Origin of the sequence: Cupriavidus sp. DF5525 (assembly GCF_040149425.2) — a bacterium.
Lineage (GTDB): Bacteria > Pseudomonadota > Gammaproteobacteria > Burkholderiales > Burkholderiaceae > Cupriavidus > Cupriavidus pickettii_A.
In genome coordinates, this window is record NZ_CP168265.1 from 1,160,601 (window position 1) to 1,185,009 (window position 24,409).

21 protein-coding genes are annotated in these 24,409 nt (G+C 68.1%); 16 read left to right on the plus strand and 5 right to left on the minus strand.

Annotated elements, in window-relative coordinates; all coding sequences use genetic code 11:
• Window positions 1-7 precede the first annotated feature (7 nt).
• Both recJ and ABNX08_RS05580 read right to left on the minus strand, forming a co-directional pair.
• Entirely contained in the window at window positions 8-1,705 is a 1,698-nt protein-coding gene (gene recJ / locus ABNX08_RS05575) for a single-stranded-DNA-specific exonuclease RecJ (RefSeq protein WP_349609418.1), read from the minus strand.
• A gap of 40 nt (window positions 1,706-1,745) precedes the next feature.
• Entirely contained in the window at window positions 1,746-2,855 is a 1,110-nt protein-coding gene (locus ABNX08_RS05580) for a hypothetical protein (RefSeq protein ID WP_022534179.1), read from the minus strand.
• A 149-nt stretch (window positions 2,856-3,004) separates the two neighbouring features.
• Here ABNX08_RS05580 and ABNX08_RS05585 point away from each other — a divergent pair, with 149 nt between their 5' ends.
• From ABNX08_RS05585 to ABNX08_RS05600, 4 genes are all read left to right on the plus strand, one after another.
• Window positions 3,005-4,255 carry a lipoprotein-releasing ABC transporter permease subunit gene (locus ABNX08_RS05585; RefSeq protein ID WP_022534180.1) on the plus strand — a complete coding sequence of 417 codons (1,251 nt, stop codon included), beginning with the start codon at window positions 3,005-3,007 and terminating at the stop codon, window positions 4,253-4,255.
• Window positions 4,248-4,988 carry a lipoprotein-releasing ABC transporter ATP-binding protein LolD gene (gene lolD, locus ABNX08_RS05590; RefSeq protein ID WP_022534181.1) on the plus strand — a complete coding sequence of 247 codons (741 nt, stop codon included), beginning with the start codon at window positions 4,248-4,250 and terminating at the stop codon, window positions 4,986-4,988. Before ABNX08_RS05585 ends, lolD begins: the two co-directional genes overlap by 8 nt.
• 12 nt (window positions 4,989-5,000) lie before the next feature.
• Window positions 5,001-5,834, plus strand: a complete 834-nt coding sequence (locus tag ABNX08_RS05595) for a TatD family hydrolase (RefSeq protein WP_022534182.1) — start codon at window positions 5,001-5,003, stop codon at window positions 5,832-5,834.
• A gap of 263 nt (window positions 5,835-6,097) precedes the next feature.
• On the plus strand, window positions 6,098-8,476 hold the full coding sequence (locus ABNX08_RS05600) for a DNA internalization-related competence protein ComEC/Rec2 (RefSeq protein WP_349609415.1): 2,379 nt from the start codon (window positions 6,098-6,100) through the stop codon (window positions 8,474-8,476).
• A gap of 4 nt (window positions 8,477-8,480) precedes the next feature.
• Here ABNX08_RS05600 and ABNX08_RS05605 read toward each other — a convergent pair whose 3' ends face one another.
• Window positions 8,481-9,470 (minus strand): MurR/RpiR family transcriptional regulator, encoded by a 990-nt coding sequence (locus ABNX08_RS05605; protein WP_022534184.1) that lies wholly within the window; start codon window positions 9,468-9,470, stop codon window positions 8,481-8,483.
• Between the two features lie 255 nt (window positions 9,471-9,725).
• Here ABNX08_RS05605 and edd point away from each other — a divergent pair, with 255 nt between their 5' ends.
• From edd to ftsB, 12 genes are all read left to right on the plus strand, one after another.
• Window positions 9,726-11,633 carry a phosphogluconate dehydratase gene (gene edd, locus ABNX08_RS05610; protein WP_022534185.1) on the plus strand — a complete coding sequence of 636 codons (1,908 nt, stop codon included), beginning with the start codon at window positions 9,726-9,728 and terminating at the stop codon, window positions 11,631-11,633.
• A gap of 147 nt (window positions 11,634-11,780) precedes the next feature.
• A complete protein-coding gene (locus ABNX08_RS05615; protein WP_041680974.1) occupies window positions 11,781-12,287 on the plus strand; it encodes a gluconokinase in 507 nt (168 codons plus the stop codon).
• Between the two features lie 298 nt (window positions 12,288-12,585).
• Entirely contained in the window at window positions 12,586-14,061 is a 1,476-nt protein-coding gene (locus ABNX08_RS05620; RefSeq protein ID WP_022534187.1) for a circularly permuted type 2 ATP-grasp protein, read from the plus strand.
• A gap of 55 nt (window positions 14,062-14,116) precedes the next feature.
• Window positions 14,117-15,082, plus strand: coding sequence for an alpha-E domain-containing protein (locus ABNX08_RS05625; protein ID WP_022534188.1), 966 nt, complete (start codon window positions 14,117-14,119; stop codon window positions 15,080-15,082).
• 58 nt (window positions 15,083-15,140) lie between these two features.
• Window positions 15,141-15,986, plus strand: coding sequence for a transglutaminase family protein (locus ABNX08_RS05630; protein WP_041681290.1), 846 nt, complete (start codon window positions 15,141-15,143; stop codon window positions 15,984-15,986).
• Window positions 15,987-16,125: 139 nt separating this feature from the next.
• Window positions 16,126-16,947: a proteasome-type protease gene (locus ABNX08_RS05635; RefSeq protein ID WP_022534190.1), complete on the plus strand. Its 822-nt coding sequence runs from the start codon at window positions 16,126-16,128 to the stop codon at window positions 16,945-16,947.
• Window positions 16,948-16,961: 14 nt separating this feature from the next.
• Window positions 16,962-17,804, plus strand: a complete 843-nt coding sequence (locus tag ABNX08_RS05640; RefSeq protein WP_022534191.1) for an alpha/beta fold hydrolase — start codon at window positions 16,962-16,964, stop codon at window positions 17,802-17,804.
• A gap of 125 nt (window positions 17,805-17,929) precedes the next feature.
• Window positions 17,930-19,582 (plus strand): CTP synthase, encoded by a 1,653-nt coding sequence (locus ABNX08_RS05645; RefSeq protein WP_349609411.1) that lies wholly within the window; start codon window positions 17,930-17,932, stop codon window positions 19,580-19,582.
• 26 nt (window positions 19,583-19,608) lie between these two features.
• Entirely contained in the window at window positions 19,609-20,478 is an 870-nt protein-coding gene (gene kdsA / locus ABNX08_RS05650) for a 3-deoxy-8-phosphooctulonate synthase (RefSeq protein ID WP_022534193.1), read from the plus strand.
• 82 nt (window positions 20,479-20,560) lie between these two features.
• A complete protein-coding gene (locus ABNX08_RS05655; protein WP_349609409.1) occupies window positions 20,561-20,854 on the plus strand; it encodes a DUF1330 domain-containing protein in 294 nt (97 codons plus the stop codon).
• A 98-nt stretch (window positions 20,855-20,952) separates the two neighbouring features.
• Window positions 20,953-22,242, plus strand: coding sequence for a phosphopyruvate hydratase (eno, locus tag ABNX08_RS05660; protein WP_022534195.1), 1,290 nt, complete (start codon window positions 20,953-20,955; stop codon window positions 22,240-22,242).
• Window positions 22,243-22,410: 168 nt separating this feature from the next.
• Entirely contained in the window at window positions 22,411-22,752 is a 342-nt protein-coding gene (gene ftsB / locus ABNX08_RS05665) for a cell division protein FtsB (protein WP_022534196.1), read from the plus strand.
• A gap of 65 nt (window positions 22,753-22,817) precedes the next feature.
• On the opposite strand, the gene ABNX08_RS05670 is transcribed toward ftsB, so the two are convergent.
• Complete coding sequence (locus ABNX08_RS05670; RefSeq protein WP_022534197.1) at window positions 22,818-23,243, minus strand: hypothetical protein; 426 nt, start codon at window positions 23,241-23,243, stop codon at window positions 22,818-22,820.
• A 134-nt stretch (window positions 23,244-23,377) separates the two neighbouring features.
• Complete coding sequence (locus ABNX08_RS05675; RefSeq protein WP_022534198.1) at window positions 23,378-24,379, minus strand: Hsp33 family molecular chaperone HslO; 1,002 nt, start codon at window positions 24,377-24,379, stop codon at window positions 23,378-23,380.
• Window positions 24,380-24,409: the final 30 nt, after the last annotated feature.

A 24,409-nucleotide genomic window follows, 5' to 3' on the forward strand; every position in this document is an offset into this window, starting at 1 on the left:
GGGCAGGCTATTGCGCGTGCTCGATCACCAGTTGCACCCGCGTGACGCCGTTAAAGGTGTTGTTGTCGAGCCGGTAGGCCACCTGCGCACTGGCGCCGAGCGAGTCGGCGTGGTTGAACCAGATCGCGTCGAAGCGCTGGCTGCCGCGCCCGAGCTGCAGCTTCAGGTGCTTGCCCTTGAGCACGCTCTGGCGCAGCACGTCGAACTCGCCGCAGAAGGTCGGTGCCGGGAAGCCCTGGCCCCACACCTGCTGCTCCAGCAGCGTGACGAATTCCGGGCTGAAGCACTGGTCCTCGATATCGCCGTCGGTCTCTATCACGCGCGCGAGCTGGTCGTCGGTCAGCCATTCCTTGCCGATCGATTCGAACGCTTCCTGGAACTCGGCAAAGCGCTCGGCTCGCACGGTCAGGCCTGCCGCCATCGCGTGGCCGCCGAACTTGACCAGCATGCCGGGATGGCGCTTGGACACCAGGTCGAGGGCATCGCGCAGGTGGAAACCGGGGATCGAACGGCCTGAGCCCTTGATGGTGGCTTCGTCGCCCGGCGCGAAGGTGATGGTGGGGCGGTGGAACTTGTCCTTCAGCCGCGAAGCCACGATGCCGATCACGCCCTGGTGCCAGGTGTCGTTGAACACGCTGACGGTAAATCGCGCCGACGGGTCCGGGCCGGCCAGCGGCTGCTCCAGGATCTGCAGCGCCTCCTGCTGCATGCCGGCCTCGATATCGCGCCGCTCGCGGTTCATGCTGTCGAGCTCCTGGGCGATCTCCCAGGCGCGGTTGGCATCGTCGGTCAGCAGGCATTCGATGCCGAGCGACATGTCCGCCAGCCGCCCGGCCGCGTTCAGGCGCGGACCGAGTCCGAAGCCCAGGTCGAAGGTATTGGCGCGCGAGGCCTCGCGGCCCGCCGCGCGGAACAGCGCCGCCACGCCAGGCTGCATGCGCCCGGCGCGCATGCGACGCAGGCCCTGCGCGACCAGGATGCGGTTGTTGGTGTCGAGCTTGACCACGTCCGCCACGGTGCCCAGCGCCACCAGGTCCAGCAGCGTCTGCAGCGGCGGCTGGGTCGCCTGCGTGTAGACCCCGCGGTTGCGCAGCTCGGCGCGTAGCGCCAGCAGCACATAGAACATCACGCCCACGCCCGCCAGGTTCTTGCTGGGGAATTCGCAGCCGGGCTGGTTGGGGTTGACGATCACTGCGGCTTCCGGCAGCTCCGCGCCCGGCAAGTGGTGGTCGGTCACCACCACGTCGATGCCCAGCGCATTGGCCGCGGCCACGCCGTCGACGCTGGCGATGCCGTTATCCACCGTGACGATCACGTCCGGCTGCTGCTTCGCCGCCAGCGCCACGATTTCCGGCGTCAGGCCGTAGCCGTACTCGAAGCGGTTCGGCACGATGTACTCGACCCGCGCGCCCAGCATGCGCAGCCCGCGTACGCCCACCGCGCAGGCGGTGGCGCCGTCGCAGTCATAGTCGGCGACGATCAGCAGGCGCTTGCCGGCGGCGATGGCGTCGGCCAGGTAGGCGGCGGCGTGGCCGATGCCCTTCATCGCGGCAGGAGGCACCAGTTCAGGCAGATCGGTCGCCAGTTCGGCGGTGCGGGCCACGCCGCGCGCGGCCAGGATGCGGGCCAGCGTGGGATGCAGGCCGGCGGCGGCCAGCGAGCTGGCGTGTTCGGGGGAATATTGGCGGATGGCGATCCGGGTCATGGGCGGGGCAGGTGAGGTTTCGGGAGTCGGCCGGAGCGGGTCAGGCGGCGAAGGCGAGGTCGGACAGCAAGGCGCGCCAGTCGCCGCGCGAGCCCATGCCGCGCCAGAACTTGCGCAGGTCGGCGCGCCGCACGGTGAACTCGGCGAAGTGGTTCTCGCCGCCCAGCACCAGCGTCACCGAGCCGATCTGGCCGGCAGCGAGCGCGTCCAGCGCCGGGCCGAACCAGTCTGCGTCGAGCGCGTGCATGCGGTCCAGCCACAGACCCCAGTCTTCGAAGATATGCGCCTCGGTGGCGTGGTCGAGCATGGCCAGCACCGAGCCTTCCAGATCTGCCGCGCCGGCAAGGTCCGCCGGCACCGGCAGCACGCGGCTGCCGGCTGCCAGCGCCAGGCCGCCGAGGAAAGGATCGCCGCTGAGCACCGTGTCGGCCAGCCGTGGCACCGGCTGCAGCGTGCCGCCGCCATACAGCCAGACCGAGTTGACCGTCGGCTCGCCGGCGGCCTCGCGGGCCTGGTTGACCGGGTGGTCGTACCAGGTCATCTGGATTTCGTTCTGGATGCGGCGCCAGTCGCGAGCGCGCTCGCCGGCCTGCATCCAGATATCGATGTTGCGGCCGGCGGCGCGCAGTGGCGTGGTAGCCTCCAGCGGGCCGAACACCGCCTCGGGCAGGTACCAGCGCGACGGGCAGGGGGCTTCCAGCACGATGCCGGATTCCTGCAGCAGCCCGTCGATGGCGGCGTAAAGGGCGGCGGATTCCTCCGGGCGGATATTGAGCTGCGCCGGCGGCATCAGCACCAGATGGTCGCGCGCGGCGTGGATATGCACCGGCTGCAGACAGGCCCAGGCCTGGCCGTCCGCGGCTGCGGGGCCGGTCGCTCCGCTGTCGGCCAGTCGCATATAGGGCGCCAACGGCACCCGGCTGGTGTCCAGCCCCGCCTTGCCGGCCAGCCAGCGCTCTTGCGGCAGGCTGCGCAGGAAGGGGTCGTCGTGCCGCTCGCGCGGGCCGGGCTCGGCCCGGGTCAGCAACTTTCCGAGCGCGGGCAGCTCCAACTGCCGCAGCAGCGCGCCGGGTACGACATCGTCCCGGCCGTCGTCGCCGGCGCCTGGCGGGACGGAAAAGGGCACAATCAGGGTCAGGTGCGTCATCATGGTGGCGAGATTGTAAACTCCCGGCTGGCCCGCGCCACTCCCGCGAAACGCCGTTGCGTGACCGGGGCGACGCACGCCAGGGCGCGCAAGCGTGCCGCCAACGCCCCACCACCGGGCGCCGGCGATTTCCCGAAACAACAGGAATTCTCTTGAACTTTCCCTACGAATGGCAGATCGGCTGGCGATATACCCGCGCAAGCAAGCGCGCCAGCCGCAACACCTTCATTTCGTTCATCTCGATGATCTCGATGCTGGGGATCGCGCTCGGCGTGGCCGCGCTGATCGTGGTGCTGTCGGTGATGAACGGGTTCCAGAAGGAAGTGCGCGACCGCATGCTGTCGGTGCTGTCGCATATCGAAGTGATCGGCCCGTCGGCGCTGCCGGACTGGCAGCAGACCGCGGCCGAGGCGATGCAGAACAAGGAAGTGGTCGGTGCCGCGCCCTACGTGGCGGCACAGGCCATGCTGACTCGCGACGACGCCGTGCGCGGCGTGCTGCTGCGCGGCGTGGAGCCGTCGCAGGAGCCCAAGGTCTCGGACATCGGCAACCAGTTCAAGGCCGGCAGCATGAACGCGCTGGCGCCGGGCGAGTTCGGCATCGCGCTCGGCAATGAACTGGCCAACGCCATGGGCGTGCAGGTCGGCGACAAAGTCACGCTGGTGGCGCCACAGGGCACCATCACGCCGGCGGGCGTGCTGCCGCGGCTCAAGCAGTTCACCGTGACCGGCATTTTCTCGTCGGGCCACTTTGAGTTCGACAGCGCGCTGGCGCTGGTCAACATGCATGACGCCGAGACCCTGTTCCGCCTGAGTGGTCCCACCGGCGTGCGGCTGAAGCTGGATGACATGCAGCGCGCGCCGCAGGTCGCCCAGCAGCTCGCCGGCACGCTGTCGGGCGAGCTCTACCTGCGCGACTGGTCCAAGCAGAACCGCAACTGGTTCGCCGCGGTGCAGACCGAGAAGCGCATGATGTTCATCATCCTGACGCTGATCATCGCCGTGGCCGCGTTCAACCTGGTGTCGACGCTGGTGATGACCGTCACCGACAAGCAGGCCGATATCGCCATCCTGCGCACCATGGGCGCGCAGCCCCGCTCGATCATGAAGATCTTTATCGTGCAGGGCGTGGCCATCGGCTTTATCGGCACGGTGCTGGGCGTGGCCGGCGGCACGCTGATCGCCACCAATATCGACGTGATCGTGCCCTTTATCGAGCGCGTGCTGCAGGTCCAGTTCCTGCCGCGCGACATCTATTTCATCAGCGAATTGCCCTCGGATCCCCGCGTGAACGACATCGCCACCATCGGCATCATCTCCTTCGTGCTGGCCACGCTGGCCACGCTCTATCCCAGCTGGCGTGCTGCCCGCGTCAACCCGGCGGAGGCGCTGCGCTATGAGTGAGGCCGTGTTGCACGCAGATACCCCCACGCCAGCCACCGGGCAGCCGCGCACCGGCACGCCGGTGCTCGTGGCCGAAGGACTGACCAAGCGCTTCCGCCAGGGCGAACTCGACGTGGACGTGCTGCGCGGCGTGGACGTGCGCGTCGATGCGGGAGAGAAGGTCGCCATCGTGGGCGCGTCGGGCTCGGGCAAGAGCACGCTGTTGCATGTGCTGGGCGGGCTCGACAATCCCGACTCGGGCCGCGTCGCGCTGCTCGGCAAGCCCTTTACCGCGCTGCGCGAGCGCGAACGCAATGTGGTACGCAATCGCTCGCTGGGTTTCGTCTACCAGTTCCACCACCTGCTGCCGGAATTCACGGCGCTCGACAACGTGGCGATGCCGATGCGCATCCGCGGCCTGACCCAGCATGACGCGCGCGGCGTGGCGCAGGCGATGCTGGAGCGCGTGGGACTGGGCGGGCGCGCCAAGCACCGGCCCGGCGAGCTGTCAGGCGGTGAGCGCCAGCGCGTGGCCGTCGCCCGTGCGCTGGTGGGCCAGCCCGCCTGCGTGCTGGCCGACGAGCCCACCGGCAACCTCGACGACCACACTGCCGGCGGCGTCTATGACCTGATGCTGGAGCTGTCGCGCACGCTCGGCACCAGCTTTGTCATCGTCACCCACGACCTGGACCTGGCCGGACGCTGCGACCGCGTGCTGCGGCTGCGCGACGGCCACCTGCATCAGGAACGCTGAGCCGGCCCGCCCATGTGGATCGACACCCATTGCCACCTCGACGCCAGCGAGTTCGACGCCGACCGCCGCCAGGTGGCCGATGCGGCCGAAGCCGCCGGTGTGCGCGGCATCGTGGTGCCGGCGGTGGCGGTGTGGAATTTCGAGGCCGTGCGCGCGCTGTCGCGGCAGGATGCGCGCTGCGTCTATGCGCTCGGCATCCACCCGCTGTGCTCGCCCGGGGCGGGCCAGGCCGATGTGGACACGCTGCGGCGCGAAGTTGCGGCCAGCATGGGCGATCCGCGTTTTGTCGGCATCGGCGAGATCGGGCTCGATTTCTTCGTGGCCGGGCTCGATGCCGAACACCAGACCTGGCTCTATGCCGAGCAACTGAAGATCGCGCGCGAGTTCGACCTGCCGGTGCTGCTGCATGTGCGCAAGTCGCAGGACCAGGTCGGCGCGCAACTGCGCAAGCTGGGCGTCAAGCGCGGCATTGCGCATGCGTTCAACGGCAGCAACGAGCAGGCGCGGCGTTTTGTCGAGCAGGGGATGAAGCTGGGCTTTGGCGGCAACGTCACGTTCAGCCGCGCGCGGCAGATCCGCCGGCTGGCGGCGGAGTTGCCGCTGGAGGCGCTGGTGCTGGAAACCGATGCGCCCGACATTGCCCCGGCATGGCTGTCGGACGACCAGTTCGGCGAGCAGCACAAGTTCCGTAATACGCCGGCGGAGGTTGCGGGCGTGGCGCGCGTGATGGGCGAGCTGCGCGGCATCGATGCGCCCACGCTGGCGCAGGCGACATGGCGCAATGCCGTGGACGCGTTGCCGCGGCTGTCGGCGTTTGCCGAGAGCATGGCGCCGCGATTGGGCTGAAGCGCAGGGAGCCCATCGCAAGCCGGTGGTTTGCTCCCCTCTCCCGCCTGCGGGAGTAGGGCCGGGGGTGAGGGCAGGCGCTGGAAGTAAAGTGCCTCACCACATCCCGATCACTGGCATGCCATACAGATGCCAGTCACACATCTTCACTCCCTCCTGACAGCCTGACAACCATCCAGCCCCGCCGCGGCGGTACAACCCTCACTGTGCGAAACACACAGGAGCATGGTGGTGCGCAGATTCGTGCTGGCCTTCGTCGCAGGATGCTGGACACTGCAGCAGCAGGCAAGCTGCCGGCGCCGCATGCCTTGCGCGCGACCGCACTCGTGCTAGCACTGCTCGCTATCGGCATGATCATGCGTGGCTGGCGGCTGCATCCCGCACTTCGCAGCCTGGCGCTCGCCAGCCTGGCATTCGCCGCCGCGTTCAGTTGGACCGCCTGGCGCGCTGACCTGCGCATGCGCGACTGGCTGCCCGCGACGCTGGAATCGCGCGATCTCGACGTGCGCGGCGTGGTGTCTGGCCTGCCGGCGGGGACCGCTGCCGGGACCCGCTTTGCCTTCACCGTCGAGCATGCCGGAGCAAACGTGCAATTGCCCACCCGCCTGATCGTCAACTGGCGCGGCGCGCCGCCCGACCTGCGCCCGGGGCAACGCTTCACGCTGACCGTACGCCTGCGGCGTCCGCGCGGGCTCGCTAATCCCTTTGGCTTCGACTACGCCTACTGGCTGCTGGCGCTGGGCTATGGCGCCACCGGCTATGTGCGCCGCGCGCAAGGGCCGCCGCAGGATGCGACCGGCGAACGCCTCGCATGGCGCATCGAAGCCCAACGCGCCGCCATGCGCGACCACCTGCGCGCGGCACTGCCACCCGATGCCCGCTTCGGCGCCGTGCTAGTCGCGCTGGTGATCGGCGACCAGCGCGGCATCGAGGCCGACGACTGGCCGCTGTTCCGGCGCACGGGCATCAGCCACCTGGTCGCCATCTCGGGGCTGCATATCACCATGATTGCCGGCATGGTGGCGTCGGCGGCGGCGCTGTTGTGGCGGCACTCGTTCGGTCTCGGCCGCTGGCTGCGCCGGCCGTTGCCGCTGTGGCTGCCGGCCCGTCAGGCGGCGCTGGTGGCTGCGGTGGCCAGTGCGCTGACTTATGGGCTGCTGGCCGGCATGCAGATTCCGGCGCTGCGAACTGTGGCGATGCTGTGCGTGGCGGCGATTGCGGTCTGGGGCGCACGCGCGCCGCCGGCATCGGTGGTGCTGGCCTGGGCGGCGCTGGTGGCGTTGCTGCTGGATCCGTGGGCGGTGATGTCGCCGGGCTTCTGGCTGTCCTTTGGTGCGGTGGCGGTGATCTTCTTCGCCGCGCGGCCCGGGCGCGATGCCGTGCAGGATGGACGTTGGCAACGCTTGCGGGCGACGCTGGCCGCCGCGGCGCACACCCAATGGGCCGTGACCATCGGGCTGGTGCCGCTGACGCTGCTGCTGTTCCGGCAGGTGTCGGTGGTATCCCCGTTCGCCAATGCGGTGGCGATCCCGGTCGTGAGCCTGCTGGTGACGCCACTGTCCCTGCTGGCGGCGGCCTTGCCGCTGGCGCTTGCCGTGCCCGTGCTGGTGGTCGCGCACCAGGCAATGGTGTGGCTGGCTGCGGCGCTGGCGTGGCTGTCCGCCTTGCAGTGGGCGATGTGGGAGGCGGCCAGCGCCGGACCTGTGCTGCTGCTGGCGGCGATGGGCGTGGCACTGCTGGTTGCGCCGGCCGCGACGGCTCGGGTGCGCCTGCACGGCGGCCTGCTGATGTTGCCGATGGTGCTGGCACGCGGCCCGCCGGTGCCGCATGGCGAGTTTCGGGCGGTGGTGCTGGACGTGGGGCAGGGCACCGCCGTGCTGGTGCAGACGCGCTCGCATGCGCTGCTGTACGACGCCGGACCCGGCTATGCATCGGGATCGAGTGCCGGGGCGCAGGTGGTCGTGCCGCTGTTGCGCGGCGCGGGCATTGGGCGGCTCGATCACCTGATGGTCAGCCATGAGGATGCCGACCATGCTGGCGGTGTGGCGGACGTGTCCGCTGCGGTGGCGGTGGTCGCGCGCAGCACCGGGGCGCCGGCAGGGCACGCGCTGCTCGGGCCAGAGCGCGAGGACTGTGGGCCGTGTGCGGCAGGCCAGCAATGGGCGTGGGACGGCGTGCGCTTCGCGGTGCTGCATCCGCTTGCCGGGCATGCTCAGCGTGCCGTGGTCGCCAGCAATGCGCGCAGCTGTGTGCTGCGCGTGGACACGGCGCGGCACAGCCTGCTGCTGACCGGCGATATCGGACTGGCGGAAGAGCGCGCGTTGATCGAGCGCGAGCCTGGCGCCGCGTTGCGAGCCGACGTGCTGGTGGTAGCGCACCATGGCAGCGGCACGTCCTCCGGTGCGGCCTGGCTGGACGCGGTGCGACCGCACGCGGCGGTGTTCCAGCTCGGCTATGCCAACCGCTATCGCCACCCGCAGGCAGACGTGTGGGAGCGCTACGGCCGCGCCGGCATCCTGCGCTATCGCACCGACGAAACCGGGGCGGTGACCATGACGACGTCGCCGGCGGGCTATGTGCTGTCCATATTTCGGCAGGCTGAGCCACGCTACTGGCGGGCGCGGCCGCTGGCGCCGCGCTAGCCGGTCAGCCGGCCTTGCCGCGGCGCGTGCGGGTAGTGGGCTGCGCGGTATCGCGCTTGCGTGGTGGCGCTGCGGCAGCCGGATCTGCCGGGTCTTCCGTGGGCGCAGTCGCCGGCCTTGCGCGGCCTTTGGCGGGCGGTACCGCCCGTGCCGGCTCGGCGCCGGCGATGCGCCGTTCGCGCAGATGCGCCTTGGCGCGCTGCAGGCCGGCCGCGACCGTATCCGCGCGCTCCAGCGCCACGCCGGCGGCCAGCACGTCGCCCAGCACCAGGTGGCTGATGCGCGAGGTCATCGGCGTATAGACCTCGCTGTCTTCCTCGACGTCCGAGAACACGCACACGTCGGCCAGCCGCGCCAGCGGCGAGCCACTGTGGGTGATGGCCAGCACGCTGGCGCCGCTGCTGCGCGCCAGCGTGGCGGCGGTCAGCATGTCCCAGGTGCGGCCGCTGTTCGAGACCAGCACGGCCACGTCGCCAGGGCCGAGCAGCGCTGCCGACATGCTGAACACGTGCGGGTCGGAGTAGGCCACGGTCGGCATGCCCAGGCGGAAGAACTTGTGCTGGATATCCAGCGCGACGATGCCGGAGTTGCCGCAGCCATAGAACTCGATGCGGCGCGCGCTGGCCAGCAGTTGGATGCCATGTTCGATCTGGTCGGCCGACAGCGCATTGCGCACACTCATCAGCGTGGCGATGGTGCGGTCGAAGACTTTGCCGGCGATATCGGCAGGGCGGTCGTGCGCCTCCACGTCCTGGTGCACGAAGGGCGTGCCGCCGCCGACGTTTTGCGCAAACTGCAGCTTGAATTCGCGAAAGCCGTCATACCCCAGCGCCGCGCAGAAGCGCGCGATGGTCGGCTGCGACACGCCGGCGCGCTCGGCCAGCTCGGGCATCGACAGCCGGATCACGGCGGCGCCGTGCCTGGCGACGTAGTCCGCCAGGCGGCGTTCGGAAGGGCGGAGCGTGTCGTAGACGGCAAGGATTCGGTCGCGCATGGCGGCGGGGTGTTAGCAAGCGGGTAGGAGATATGTAGATATTCTACATGGATTGGCGCGAAATCTTGCCCGAAACCCGGCATGGTGCGCAGTCGGGGTTTGCCCGTATTCCGTGCATTCTCCGTGTGAAGATGTGCAATTGTGACGCATGACCCCGTCGACGGCACGCTCTCGATCGGTATAATGTAGAAATTCTACATACGCTGGCACAGCGCATGCTGCGCCGTCGCCAAGCCCACAAGGAACGTCTCCGCCATGCCCATCGCCGTCCATGCCGAGCTTCTGGCCGTCACCGAACAAATCGTCGAACGCAGCCGCGCCAGCCGCGCCGCCTACCTTGCCCGCTGCGAGCGCGCGCAGGCCGAGCTGGGTCCGCTGCGCGGCATGTCATGCGCTAACCTGGCCCATGGCTTTGCCGCGCTGCCGGCCAATGACAAGCTCAAGCTGCGCGTCGATCATGCGCCCAACCTGGGCATCGTCACCGCCTACAACGACATGCTGTCGGCGCACCAGCCCTACGAGCGCTATCCCGGCGTGATCCGCGAAGCGGCGCGCGCGGTCGGTGCGGTGGCGCAGGTGGCAGGCGGCGTGCCGGCGATGTGCGACGGCATCACGCAAGGCAATCCGGGCATGGAGCTGTCGCTGTTCTCGCGCGACGCGATCGCCATGGGCACCGCGGTCGCACTGTCGCACAACACCTTTGACGCGGCGCTGATGCTGGGCGTATGCGACAAGATCGTGCCGGGCCTGCTGATGGGCGCACTCCAGTTCGGCCACCTGCCGATGGTGTTCGTGCCGGCGGGGCCGATGGCCACCGGCCTGTCCAACAAGGAAAAGGCGCGCGTGCGCCAGCTCTATGCCACCGGCCAGGTGGGCCGCGACGCGCTGCTCGAGGCCGAATGCCAGGCCTACCACGGCGCCGGCACCTGCACCTTCTACGGCACCGCCAACAGCAACCAGTTCCTGATGGAAATCATGGGCCTGCACCTGCCGGGCGCGGCCTTCGTGCACCCGGACAGCGGCCTGCGCGACGCGCTGACGGCCGCCGCGGCGCAGCGGGCCATCGAACTGCGTGCGCGTGGCGACCAATACCTGCCGCTGGCGCGCATCGTCGACGAGCACGCGATCGCCAACGCGATGGTCGGCCTGCTGGCCACCGGCGGCTCCACCAACCACACCATCCACCTGGTGGCGATGGCGCGCGCGGCCGGGATCGTGATCGACTGGAACGACTTCGATCGCCTGTCGCGCATCACGCCGCTGCTGGCGCGCGTCTACCCGAACGGCTCGGCTGACGTGAACCACTTCCACGCCGCCGGCGGCGCCGGCCTGGTCATTCGCGAGCTGTTGCAGGCCGGGCTGCTGCACGAGGACGTGCAGACCGTGGCCGGCCCCGGCCTGGCGCGCTACACGCAGGAGCCGGTGATGACCGACGGCGTGCTGCGCTGGCGCGACGGCGCGGCGCAAACCGGCGACGAGCAGGTGGTGGCCAGCGCCGCGGCGCCGTTCTCGCCCGAGGGCGGGCTGCGGCTGATGCAGGGCAACCTGGGCCGCGGCGTGATCAAGGTGTCCGCGGTCGCGCCGGAGCACCGCGTGGTCGAGGCGCCGGTGCGGGTGTTCGATGCGCAGGAAGGGCTGCAGGCTGCCTTCGATGCCGGCGAGCTGACCGGCGACGTGGTCGCGGTGGTCCGCTTCCAGGGCCCCAACGCCAACGGCATGCCCGAGTTGCACCGGCTGACGCCCGTGCTGGGCGCGCTGCAGGACGCCGGCCACAAGGTGGCGCTGGTGACCGACGGCCGCATGTCCGGCGCGTCGGGCAAGGTGCCGGCGGTGATCCACGTCGGTCCGGAAGCGCTCGCCGGTGGTCCGCTGGCGCGCGTGCGCGACGGCGACCGCGTTCGCGTGGACGCCGTTGCCGGCACGCTGCAATGGCTGGGCGACGAGGCGGCGTTCGCGGCGCGGGAGCTGGCCGCGGCGCCGGCCGACGATTTTGCGCAGTTCAGCCTGGGGCGGGGCTTGTTCGGCCTGTTCCGGCGCCATGCCCGCATCGCGGAAGAGGGCGGCAGCGCACTCGACCTGTCCGAGGCGGATGCCGCCGCGGTTGCCAAAGCCGGCGCAAGCGGCAGCAAGCCTGCCGCCGCGGAGCAAACCGTCGCACAATAGCCAGGCCAGAGGCCGATTTTTCCCCCTGAAGTTTCCAGCGGGGCGGCAGCGCCCCCGGACGCCTTTGCGTCGCCGCAAGGACGTCAGGCTGGACAAGGACCGACAAGGATGGCCACACCATCCGATACCAAGACCGACGGAGCAGACATGATCTATATCCTGATGGGCGTTTCCGGCAGCGGCAAGACCACGGTCGGCCAGATGCTGGCGCAGCGCCTTGGCTGCGGCTTCCAAGACGCCGACGCGTTCCACAGTGAAGCCAACAAGGCCAAGATGCACGCAGGCATCCCGCTCACCGACGAGGACCGCTGGCCCTGGCTGGCGGCGATGCGTGCGGCCATCGACGCGGCTCGCGCCGAAGGCCGCACGCACGTGTTCACCTGCTCGGCGCTGCGCCAGGTGTACCGTGACCGGCTGACGCCGCCCGACGGCGGCGTGACCTTCGTCTTCATGAAGGGCGATGCGTCGCTGATCGGCCAGCGCCTGTCCGAGCGTACCGAGCACTTCTTTAACCCGGACCTGCTGCAGAGCCAGCTCGATACCCTCGAGGAACCGCGCGACGCGCTGGTGCTCGATATCCGCCAGTCCCCCGAGGCGCTGGTGGACACGATTCTGCAGGCCAACACAGCGCAGGGCGCCGGCGCGACGCGCTGAGCGCCGCACCGATCCTCCCGGGCTCCAAACGGCCGCCAGCCTCGCTGGCGGCCGTTTTTTACGTGCGCTGGCAGACATCTTGCTAGTTCACTTTCCGTGCCGGCCAGCGTCTGCCAGCTTGCGGCTTTCGCCGGCACAAGTATGCTGAAAGGGCCAGTGACTCGACAGCATCGCCGCGGCACCCCCGAACGGGCAGCGGCGGCGGGCTTGGGGCAGGACAGCCAGGGCAAAACCAGGGCGCCGGTAGCAGCGAGGAAGTGGCGGCACCGGAAGCCCGCGACATGGAGGAACGGCCATCATGGCGGGGCGGTATTTCGACGAGATGCTGGACTGGCGCACCGACGGGGCGCCCAAGGTCATCCAGGCAGGACAGGCATTGCCCGAAAGTGCGGTGCGTCAACACTACCGGCATTTCGCGGACTGGCTGGCGCGGCAGTCTGAAAGCACCATGGACAACAAGCGCGCAGAGGCGGACCTGATCTTCCGGCGCGTGGGGATTACCTTTGCCGTCTACGGCGACAAGGACGAAGCCAACAGCGGCACCGAGCGCACCATCCCGTTCGACGTGATCCCGCGCATCTTCCCGGCCAGCGAGTGGGCGCTGCTGGAAAAAGGCCTGCGCCAGCGCGTGGCGGCGCTGAACCGCTTTATCCACGACATCTACCACGGCCAGGACATCATCCGCGCCGGCGTGATCCCGCCCGACCAGATCTACAACAACGCCCAGTACCGGCCCGAGATGCTCGGCGTCGACGTGCCGCGCGACATCTACGCCCATGTGGCCGGCATCGACGTGGTGCGCGCCGGCGAGGGCGAGTTCTACGTGCTGGAAGACAACCTGCGCGTGCCTTCGGGCGTGTCGTACATGCTGGAAAACCGCAAGATGATGATGCGGTTGTTCCCGGACTTGTTCGCTCGCAACCGTGTGGCGCCGGTGGCGCACTACCCGGACCTGCTGCTCGACATGCTGCGTGGCGTCTCGCCGCAGGCCATCGCCGATCCCACCGTGGTGGTGCTGACCCCCGGCATGTACAACTCGGCCTACTTCGAGCATGCCTTCCTGGCACAGCAGATGGGGGTGGAGCTGGTGGAAGGCAGCGACCTCTTCGTCGAGGACGACCACCTGTTCATGCGCACCACGCAGGGCCCGCAGCGCATCGACGTGATCTACCGCCGCGTCGACGACGACTTCCTCGATCCGCTGGTGTTCCGGCCCGATTCCGCGCTGGGCGCGGCGGGGCTGCTGTCGGTCTACCGTGCCGGCAACGTGACCATCTGCAATGCGATCGGAACCGGCGTGGCCGACGACAAGTCGATCTATCCGTACGTGCCGGACATGATCCGCTTCTACCTGGGCGAGGAGGCCATCCTCAGCAACGTGCCGACCTATATGTGCCGGCGCCCGGACGACCTGCAGTACGTGCTGGACCACATGGACGAACTGGTGGTGAAGGAAACCCACGGTGCCGGCGGCTACGGCATGCTGGTGGGGCCGGCCGCCACGCGCGCGGAGATCGACGCTTTCCGCGAGGTGGTGAAGTCGCGGCCGGAGCAGTACATCGCGCAGCCGACGCTGGCGCTGTCGACCTGCCCGACCTATGTGGAGGCCGGCATCGCGCCGCGCCATATCGACCTGCGGCCGTTCGTGCTGTCGGGCAAGGAAGTGCGCATGGTGCCCGGCGGGCTGACCCGCGTGGCGCTGCGCGAAGGCTCGCTGGTGGTCAATTCCTCGCAAGGGGGCGGCACCAAGGATACCTGGGTGCTGGAACGATGACGACGACAACCAACCACGTGATGAACACTGCCGCCGCCATGCGAGGAGAGTCGATATGCTGAGCCGTACCGCCGACCACCTGTTCTGGATGGCCCGCTATACCGAGCGCGCGGAGAACACCGCCCGCATGCTCGACGTCAACTATCAGACCTCGCTGTTGCCGCAATCGGCCGAGGTGGCCGAGCAGGGCTGGTGGGCCATGCTCGATATCTCCGAGCTGACGCAAGCCTTCGACCACAAGTACGGGCTGCTGTCGCGCGACGACGTGATCGACTTCATGGTGCGCGACATGACCAACGCCTCGTCGATCATGAGTTGCCTGCGCGCGGCGCGCGAGAATGCGCGCGCGGTGCGCGGCTCGCTGACCACCGAGGTATGGGAGACGGTCAACACCACCTGGCTGGAGGTGCAGCGCATGATCGCAGACGGCGTGTTGAAGGAGGACCCGTCGGCGTTCTTCGAGTGGGTCAAGTTCCGCTCGCACCTGGCGCGCGGCGTGCAGTTCGGCACCATGCTCAAGGATGACGCCTTCCACTTCATGCGGCTGGGCACCTTCCTGGAGCGCGCCGACAACACCGCGCGGATCCTCGACGTCAAGTTCCAGGCCTCGGCCAGCGACGACAGCGACGTTCACCGCGACCCCAGCCGCGACCAGAACGACTTCTACCACTGGGCCGCGGTGCTGCGCTCGGTATCGGGCTTCGAGGTCTACCGCAAGGTCTATCGTGCGGTGATCACGCCGCAGCGCGTGGCCGAGCTGCTGATCCTGCGTCCGGACATGCCGCGCTCGCTAGTATCGAGCATGGACGAGGTGGTGGCGATCCTCGGCACGGTGCACAACCAGCAGTCGGCGGAAACCGAGCGCCAGGCTGGTAAACTCCACGCCGACCTGAAGTACGCGCGGATCGACGATATCTTTGCCGTCGGCCTGCATGCGTACCTGACCAGCTTCCTGGAGCGCATCGGCGATCTCGGCAATGGCATCAGCCGGGACTTCCTTGTGCCGCTGCAGGCGGCCTGACGTGGGCCTGCCGGCGGCGCCACCATGTGCTGCCGCCGCCGCGCCGCGCCCTGATACCGTGAAATACAAGATCCACCACCATACTGTCTACCGCTACGCCGAGCCGGTGCGCCGCAGCGTGCACGAGGTGCGGCTCGAGCCGCGCTCGGGCCCGCTGCAGACCGTGCACCGCTGGCAACTGGCCACGCCCGGCAACCCGTCGGCGGCACGCGACGGCTTCGGCAATATCGTGCACAACTTCACCGTCGCCGGGCCCACCAGCACCATCTCCATCGAGGCCAGCGGCGAGGTGGAAGTCCTGCCGCCGCATGGCGACCTCGACCGCGACGGCCATCACGCGTTCTACGATGTGCCGCCCCCCGGCGAGTCGCGGGTGTCGCCGCTGTACTTCCTCGGCAGCACGCCGCTGACCACGGCGCCACCGGAAATGCAGGCGTTCGCCGCGCCGTTCCTGACCGCCGGCCATGACATCCCGGCGCTGCTGGCGCTGGCCCAGGGCATTGCCGAGCGGGTGCGCTACAAGCCCAATACCACCGATGTCGGCACCTCGGCGGCCGAGGCCTTCAGCCTGGGCAGCGGCGTGTGCCAGGACCAGGCGCAGGTGATGGTGGCGGCGTGCCGGGCGCTGGGCATCCCGGCGCGCTATGTGAGCGGATACTTCTACGATCCGGCCGCCACCGAAATGGCGAGCCATGCCTGGGCGGATGTAAGCCTGGATGCCGAACGCGAACTGTGGTGCAGTATTGACGTCACGCACGGATGCGTGACCGATGAGCGCCATGTGCGCCTTGCGGTGGGGCGCGACTACCAGTCCGCCGCACCAGTCCGGGGCATTCTTGAGGGAGGCTCCGGCGAAACGCTGGAGGTAAATGTCAGTATCACGCCACTTCCGGCCGAGGACTGAGCGCAGTTGCGCCAATTAGGTGCTTGATTCCAGACAGGGCCCGATGCCGAGGCACCGGCGCTAGAATCCGGGGTAATGCAGCCCACCGGCCCCCGTCGAACCCTTCAGGGGCCGCCGTGAAGAACAACACAACAAGACCATGACGTATTGTGTAGCCATGCGGCTGGATGCCGGCCTGGTATTCCTGTCCGACTCCCGCACCAATGCCGGAGTAGACGCCATTTCGACGGCGCGCAAGATGACGGTGTTCGAGGAACCCGGCGACCGCGTGATGGTGCTGCTGACCGCCGGCAACCTGGCCATCAGCCAGTCGGTGCGCCAGATCCTGGCCGAGAACCATGACGAGAAGCGTTCGCTGTGGACCGCGCGCGACATGTTCGAGGCCGCCTCCATCGTCGGCGAGGCCGTGCGCCAGGTGCACAAGCGCGATGCGCACGCATTGCGCGACGCCGGCATCGAATTCAATGTCAGCCTGGTCTTCGGCGGCCAGATCCGCGGCGAGCGGGTGCGGCTGTTCAACATCTACGCGGCCGGCAACTTTGTCGAGGCCACGCCCGAGAACTGCTACTTCCAGATCGGCGAGGCCAAGTACGGCAAGCCCATCATCGACCGCGTGGTGCACCCGTCGCTGCCGCTGGGCGAGGCCGCCAAATGCGCGCTGATCTCGATGGACTCGACCCTCAAGTCCAATATCTCGGTCGGGCTGCCGCTGGACCTGCTGGTCTACGAAGCCGATTCGCTGCGCGTCACGCGCTTCGTCAACATCGACGAGCGCAACACCTACTTCCGCATGATCCGCGACACCTGGGGGCACCGCCTGCGCCAGGTCTTCGGCGAGATCCAGAACCCGGAATGGAATCCCACCGAGCCGGCGGAATTCCCACTGGCGCGCGCCGGCGAGCCGGACTGCTGGGGCCAGCCGGTACGCGCCAGGCGCAATCCTGCGCGCACCCAGGAATAGGCGGCGGAGCGGCGATGCGCGAGATCATCCATTTTTCCCATGCCAACGGCTTCCCGGTGACCACCTACCGCAAGCTGTTCGCGGAGCTGGAAGACGACTTCGAGTTCCGCGCGGTGGACCGCTATGGACACAAGCCCCAGTTCCCGGTCACGCGCGGCTGGCCGCACCTGGTGGAGGAGCTGCTGGGCGAGATCGACCGCCAGTACCATGAGCCGGTCTGGCTGGTGGGGCATTCGCTGGGCGGCTTCCTGTCGCTGATGGCGGCGCTGCGCCGCCCCGGGCAGGTGCGCGGCGTGGTGATGCTGGATTCGCCGATCATCGCCGGCTGGCGCGCTTCGTTGCTGAAGACCGCGCAATGGCTGGGCGTGGACGAGAAACCGGGTCCGGCCGCGGTGACCAGGAACCGCCGCACCCACTGGCCCGATGCCGAGGCGGTGTGGGAGCACTTCCGCTCCAAGCCGAACTTCGCGGTGTGGGACGAGGAAGTGCTGCGCGACTACGCCATCCACGGCACCGAGCCCACCGGCAAGGACAAGGAGCGCCGGTTGCGCTTCAATCGCGAAGTCGAGTACTGGATCTACCGCACGCTGCCCACCGGCCTGGGGCGCAAGGTGTCGCGCGGCGCGCCGGTGCCGGTGGGATTCGTCGCCGGCACGCGCTCGCGCGAAGTCCGCCAGGCCGGGTTGGGGGCTACCCGCAAGCTGGTGGGGCCGAACCTGCGCTTTATCGAGGGCGGCCACCTGTACCCGATGGAGCGGCCGCTGGAAACCGCGCAGCTGGTACAGGACCTGATCGGGGCGATGCGCCGCGACGGACGCTGCCCCCCCCAGGCGGCGCATGCGCCGCAGGACGGCTGAACCCCCGTTTGCGGCCGTTTGCAACCCCGCCGCAGCCCCGCTGAAGAGGGGCGATGTCACAATTTCCGGGTCGGCGGGGATCGGGCTCTCATGTATAATCCCGATTTCCCCGGCAAGCTCGGTTTATGACCAAATTCGTCTTCGTCACCGGTGGCGTCGTCTCTTCTCTCGGCAAGGGCATCGCTGCTGCCTCGCTCGCGGCCATTCTTGAGTCGCGCGGCCTCAAAGTCACCCTCCTCAAGCTAGATCCCTACATCAACGTCGATCCCGGCACGATGAGCCCCTTCCAGCATGGTGAGGTGTTTGTCACGGAAGACGGTGCGGAAACCGACCTGGATCTCGGCCACTACGAGCGTTTCGTCTCGGCCAAGATGCGCAAGTCGAACAACTTCACCACCGGCCAGATCTACGAATCGGTGATCCGCAAGGAGCGCCGCGGCGAATACCTGGGCAAGACCGTGCAGGTGATCCCGCATATCACCAACGAGATCCAGGCCTTCATCGAGAAGGGCGCGGCCGCGTCGCACGACGGCAAGGCCGACGTTGCGCTGGTGGAAATCGGCGGGACCGTGGGTGACATCGAGTCTCTGCCGTTCCTGGAAGCCGCGCGCCAGATGAGCCTGCGCATGGGCCGCAACCACTGCGCCTTCGTGCACCTGACGCTGGTGCCGTTCATCGCCAGCGCCGGCGAGCTGAAGACCAAGCCGACCCAGCACTCGGTGCAGAAGCTGCGTGAAATCGGCATCTCGCCGACCGCGCTGCTGTGCCGCGCCGACCGCCCGATCCCGGACGACGAGCGCGCCAAGATCTCGCTGTTCGCCAATATCCCGCAAGACGCCGTGATTTCGGTGTGGGACGCGGACAGCATCTACAAGATCCCGCAGATGCTCAACGAGCAGGGCCTGGACCGCCTGATCTGCGAGGAGCTGCGCCTGGATCCGAGGCCGGCCGACCTGTCGATGTGGCAGAAGCTGGTCAAAGCGCAGGAAAATCCCGAGCACGAAATCACCATCGGCATGGTCGGCAAGTACGTCGACCTGACCGAGTCGTACAAGTCGCTGATCGAGGCGCTGCGCCACGCCGGCATGCACACCGCCACGCGCGTCAACATCGAGTACATCGATTCCGAAGAGCTGGAATCGGGGCACCTCGAAGTGCTGGCCCCGCTGGACGCCATCCTGGTGCCGGGCGGCTTCGGCAAGCGCGGCACGGAAGGCAAGATCCGCGCGATCCAGTACGCCCGCGAGAACAAGATCCCGTACCTGGGCATCTGCCTGGGCATGCAGCTGGCTGTGATCGAGTTTGCCCGCCACCTGGCCGGCATGGGTGACGCCAACTCGACCGAGTTCAACCTCGAAACCGAGCACCCGGTGGTCGCGCTGATCACCGAGTGGGTGGACCGCGAAGGCAAGGTCGAGCAGCGCTCGGCCGATTCCGACCTGGGCGGCACCATGCGCCTGGGCGCCCAGCGCGTGCCGGTCAAAGAAGGCACCAAGGCCGGCACCATCTACGGCGCCGAGGTCAACGAACGCCACCGTCACCGCTACGAGGTCAACAACCACTACGTGCCGACGCTGGAAAAGGCCGGCATGGTGATCTCGGCCCGCACGCCGACCGAGAACCTGCCGGAAATGATGGAGCTGCCCGAGTCGATGCACCCCTGGTTCGTCGGCGTGCAGTTCCACCCGGAATTCACCTCGACCCCGCGCGATGGCCACCCGCTGTTCAAGGCCTACGTCGAAGCCGCGCTGGCCAGCCAGCAGCGCAAGGGCGCCTGAGGCCCGGCGGCAAGCAGGAGACTGTCATGAAACTCTGTGGATTCGAGGCCGGCCTCGACAAGCCGTTCTTCCTGATCGCCGGTCCGTGCGTGATCGAGTCCGAGCAGATGGCGCTGGATACGGCCGGCGAGCTCAAGGCCATCACCGCTGAACTGGGTATCCCGTTCATCTACAAGTCGTCGTTCGACAAGGCCAACCGTTCCTCGGGCAAGTCGTTTCGCGGCCTGGGCATGGAAAAGGGCCTGGAGATCCTGGCGACCGTCAAGCGCGAGATCGGCGTACCGGTGCTGACCGACATCCACGAGATCGACGAGATCAAGCCCGTCGCCGCCGTGGTGGACGTGCTGCAGACGCCGGCCTTCCTGTGCCGCCAGACTGATTTCATCCGTGCCTGCGCCCAGAGCGGCAAGCCGGTGAACATCAAGAAGGGCCAGTTCCTGGCGCCGCACGACATGAAGAACGTGATCGACAAGGCCCGCGATGCCGCGCGCGAAGCCGGCCTGCCCGATGACGTCTTCATGGCCTGCGAACGCGGTGTCTCGTTCGGCTACAACAACCTGGTGTCCGACATGCGCTCGCTGGCGATCATGCGCGAGACCGGTGCTCCGGTGGTGTTCGACGCCACCCACTCGGTGCAGCTGCCGGGCGGCCAGGGCACCAGTTCGGGCGGCCAGCGCGAGTTCGTGCCAGTGCTGTCGCGCGCCGCCGTCGCCACCGGCGTGGCGGGCCTCTTCATGGAAACGCACCCGGACCCGAGCAAGGCCATGTCCGATGGCCCCAACGCGGTGCCGCTGTCGCGCATGAAGGAACTGCTGGCCATGCTCAAGGACCTGGACACGCTGGTCAAGCGCGCCGGCTTCCTGGAAGACAATTTCGGCTGGCCGGCCTGCACCTGAGCAGGCCCGGTTTTGTCACCACCGCAATGCCGGTGGTGACAAACCATATCGAAAGACAATACAAAAAATCGGGAGATACTTCATGGCCGCGGGCTATATCATCGCCTACGTCGACGTGACCGACCCCCAGCAGTACGAGGAGTACAAGGTGCTCTCGAGCAAGGCCATGCAGATCCATGGCGCCGAGGTGCTGGTACGCGGCGGCAAGACCGAGCCGCTGGAGGGCGAGTGGGCGCCGACGCGCGTCGTGGTGCTGAAATTCCCCAGCTATGACGCCGCCAAGTCGTTCCATGACGGCGAAGCCTATCGCGCCGCCCGCAAGGCGCGCGAGCATGCGGCAAAGATGAACATGATCGTGGTGGAAGGCGCGGCCTGAGATCGGTTGAGGCCGGGCCGCAGGCATGGCATGCGCCTGCCACGCGGACAGGTTGAAGTAATCAGCAGCAGCAAGAATCAACAGTCAGAGAGGAATTCATGAGTGCAATCGTAGATATCATCGGTCGCGAGGTTCTCGACTCGCGCGGCAACCCCACCGTCGAATGCGACGTGCTGCTGGAATCCGGCGTGATGGGCCGTGCGGCCGTGCCGTCGGGCGCCTCCACCGGTTCGCGCGAAGCCATCGAACTGCGTGACGGCGACAAGAGCCGCTACCTGGGCAAGGGCGTGCTGAAGGCCGTCGAGCACATCAACACCGAAATCTCCGAAGCCATCATGGGCCTGGACGCCTCCGAGCAGGCCTTCCTGGACCGCACCCTGATCGACCTCGACGGCACCGAGAACAAGGGCCGCTTGGGCGCTAACGCCATGCTGGCCGTGTCGATGGCAGTGGCCAAGGCCGCCGCTGAAGAAGCCGGCCTGCCGCTGTACCGCTACTTCGGCGGCTCGGGCGCGATGCAGCTGCCGGTGCCGATGATGAACATCGTCAACGGTGGTGCACACGCCAACAACAGCCTGGATATCCAGGAATTCATGATCATGCCGGTGTCGCAGACCAGCTTCCGCGAAGCCCTGCGTTGCGGCGCCGAGATCTTCCACGCGCTGAAGAAGATCCTGGCCGACAAGGGCATGTCCACCGCGGTGGGCGACGAAGGCGGCTTCGCCCCGAACTTCTCGTCCAATGAAGAGTGCCTGAACACCGTGGTGCAGGCCATCGAGAAGGCCGGCTACCGCGCTGGTGAAGACGTGCTGCTGGCGCTGGACTGCGCCGCCAGCGAGTTCTACCACGAAGGCGAGGGCGTGTACCAGCTGGAGGGCGAAGGCCTGAAGCTGTCGTCGACGCAGTTCGCCGACTACCTGGCCAACCTGTGCGACAAGTTCCCGATCGTGTCGATCGAGGACGGCATGGCCGAAGGCGACTGGGACGGCTGGAAGACGCTGACCGAGAAGCTGGGCGAGCGCGTGCAGCTGGTGGGCGACGACCTGTTCGTTACCAACACCAAGATCCTGAAGGAAGGCATCGAGAAGGGCATCGGCAACTCGATCCTGATCAAGATCAACCAGATCGGCACGCTGACCGAAACGTTTGCCGCCATCGAGATGGCCAAGCGCGCCGGCTACACCGCCGTGATCTCGCATCGCTCGGGCGAAACCGAAGACAGCACCATTGCCGACATCGCCGTGGGCACCAACGCCGGCCAGATCAAGACCGGTTCGCTGTCGCGCTCGGACCGCATCGCCAAGTACAACCAGCTGCTGCGCATCGAGGAAGACCTGGGTGATATCGCCAGCTACCCGGGCAAGAGCGCGTTCTACAACCTGCGCTAAGGCCTGTGGTCGTCATTCCCGCCCGCGCGGGAATGACGTACTGGTTCGCAAAGGGCGGCGGTACGGATTGATCTCCGGCCGCCGTTTTTGTATCGAAATCTGCCTGGCAATTGCCTTCCGGCCTGAGTTCGCAGATCATTGTGCGGAATTTCTTGTCCGCAACCTTTCATGCGTCTGATCTCGCTGCTGTTGTTCGTGCTGCTGCTTGCGATCCAGTATCCGCTCTGGCTGGGCAAGGGTGGCTGGCTGCGTGTCTGGGACCTGAACCGGCAGCTGACCGAGCAGGGCACCCGCAACCAGACGCTCAAGCTGCGTAACGCCAAGCTGGAAGGGGAAGTCGCCGACCTGCAGGACGGCACCGGCGCCATCGAGGAACGGGCCCGCTATGAGCTGGGCATGGTGAAGGAAGGCGAGGTGTTCGTACAGTTCGTCGCGCCGGCACCCAAGGTCAGCGCCACGCCCCCGCTGCCGCCGCCGCCGAACTCCGCGGCCGGCATGGCGCGCCACTGAGCGGGCGCCTGAGAGCCCGCCGTCTTCACAAGCACACCCAGGCAGTGGCATTGCGCCCGCTGCCGTCACCACCAGTACGGATAGCCCCAGCCGCCCCAGTAGCCGGGCATGCCGACGCTGACGCCACCGCCCCAGCCACCCCATCCGCCGTAGAACAGGCTCCAGTTCGTGTTGGGGTACGCCGCGCGCGCATACGCCTCAGCCTGCTGTTGGCGCGCGATGGCGTCCGCCTGTTCGCGCAGCACTTCCTGGTTGAGCGTATCGAGTTTCTGCCGCTGTTCAGCCGTCAGCCGGGCGGGCGGAATGGTGTTGGGCGCGAGCCGCGCCGTCGGCGGCGAGCCGTTGGCGTCGCGTGGCAATTCCGCGCAGCCGCCGGCCAGCAGCATGGCGCCGGCCAGCGCCAGGGAGCAAGCGCCACGCAGCCTGCCGCGCGAGGCGGTCGCGGTGGTGGCGCCGGAATCCTGCAGGGGGTGGGAGGCACGGGCGGACATGGTGGTTCTCAGGCGCGCTAGGTACTGCAGCTAGGTACTGCAATCGTACAGCCGTTGGACCGGGCGGCGCAGTGGATGTTTCCGTTGCGCCGCCCCGCACCTTCCTGATGTTCCGCCGTCGTGCGCGCCCGCGCTCAGTGGTGCTGGTGCGCGCCGGCACCGGCGCCGGTGGCGATGTGGGTGGCCGAGAACAGCTGGGCGCAGTCGACCGGGTCGAACTCGTAGCGCTGGCCGCAGAAATCGCAATGGATCTCGACATTGCCGCGCTCGGCGATGATGCTGTCGATCTCGTCCTGGCCCAGCGACTGCAGCATGCCCGCCACCTTGGGGCGAGAGCACGAGCAGTGAAAATGCGGCGTCAGCGGCTCAAACACGCGCAGGCCGGCATCCTGCAGGTCTTCCCAGAACAGGCGGCGCAGCAGCGTGTCAGGGGTCTCGGCCAGCAGTTCGTCGGCCTTGAGCGTGGTGCCCAGTTGCACGGCGCGGTCCCAGGTGTCCAGGTCCTGCGCACGCGCGTGGCTGGCCAGCGGCGCGCCGGTTTCGCCGACTTCCGCGGTGCCACCGTAGGCAGGCAGCTTCTGCAACAGCATGCCGGCGGCGACGTGGTCGTCCGCGGCCAGCCACAGGCGCGTGTCGAGCTGCTCGGAGGCATGCATGTAGTGCTCCAGCACCGCGCTGATCGAGGCCAGCGGGCCGTGGGCGTCGGCCAGCGGCACGATGCCCTGGTACGGCTGCTGCCCCGGCAGCTTGTCCTTCGGGTCCAGCGTGATGGCGAAGCGGCCGTGGCCGTGGGCGTGGACCATGTCGGCCAGCGTGGCGTCGTCGGCAATCTCGGCACCTTCCGCCAGCTTGGCGGTGGCGCGCATCGACAGGTCGGACAGGCACTCCACCACCAGCATGCGCACCGGGCCGTCGCCGTGCAGCTGCATCACCAGCGCGCCGTTGAACTTCAGGTTGGCCGACAGCAGCGCGGCGGCGGCCATCATCTCGCCCAGCAGCCGGCGGACCGGGGCGGGGTAGGTGTGGCGGCCCAGCACTTCTTGCCAGGTGGCTTCCATGCGCACCAGCTCGCCGCGCACGGGGGCCGCGTCGAACAGGAACTTCTGCAGGGTGTCGGGGGTGGTGGTATCGGTCACAATGTCGGTCGATGCTTCGGTTAGTGCTGC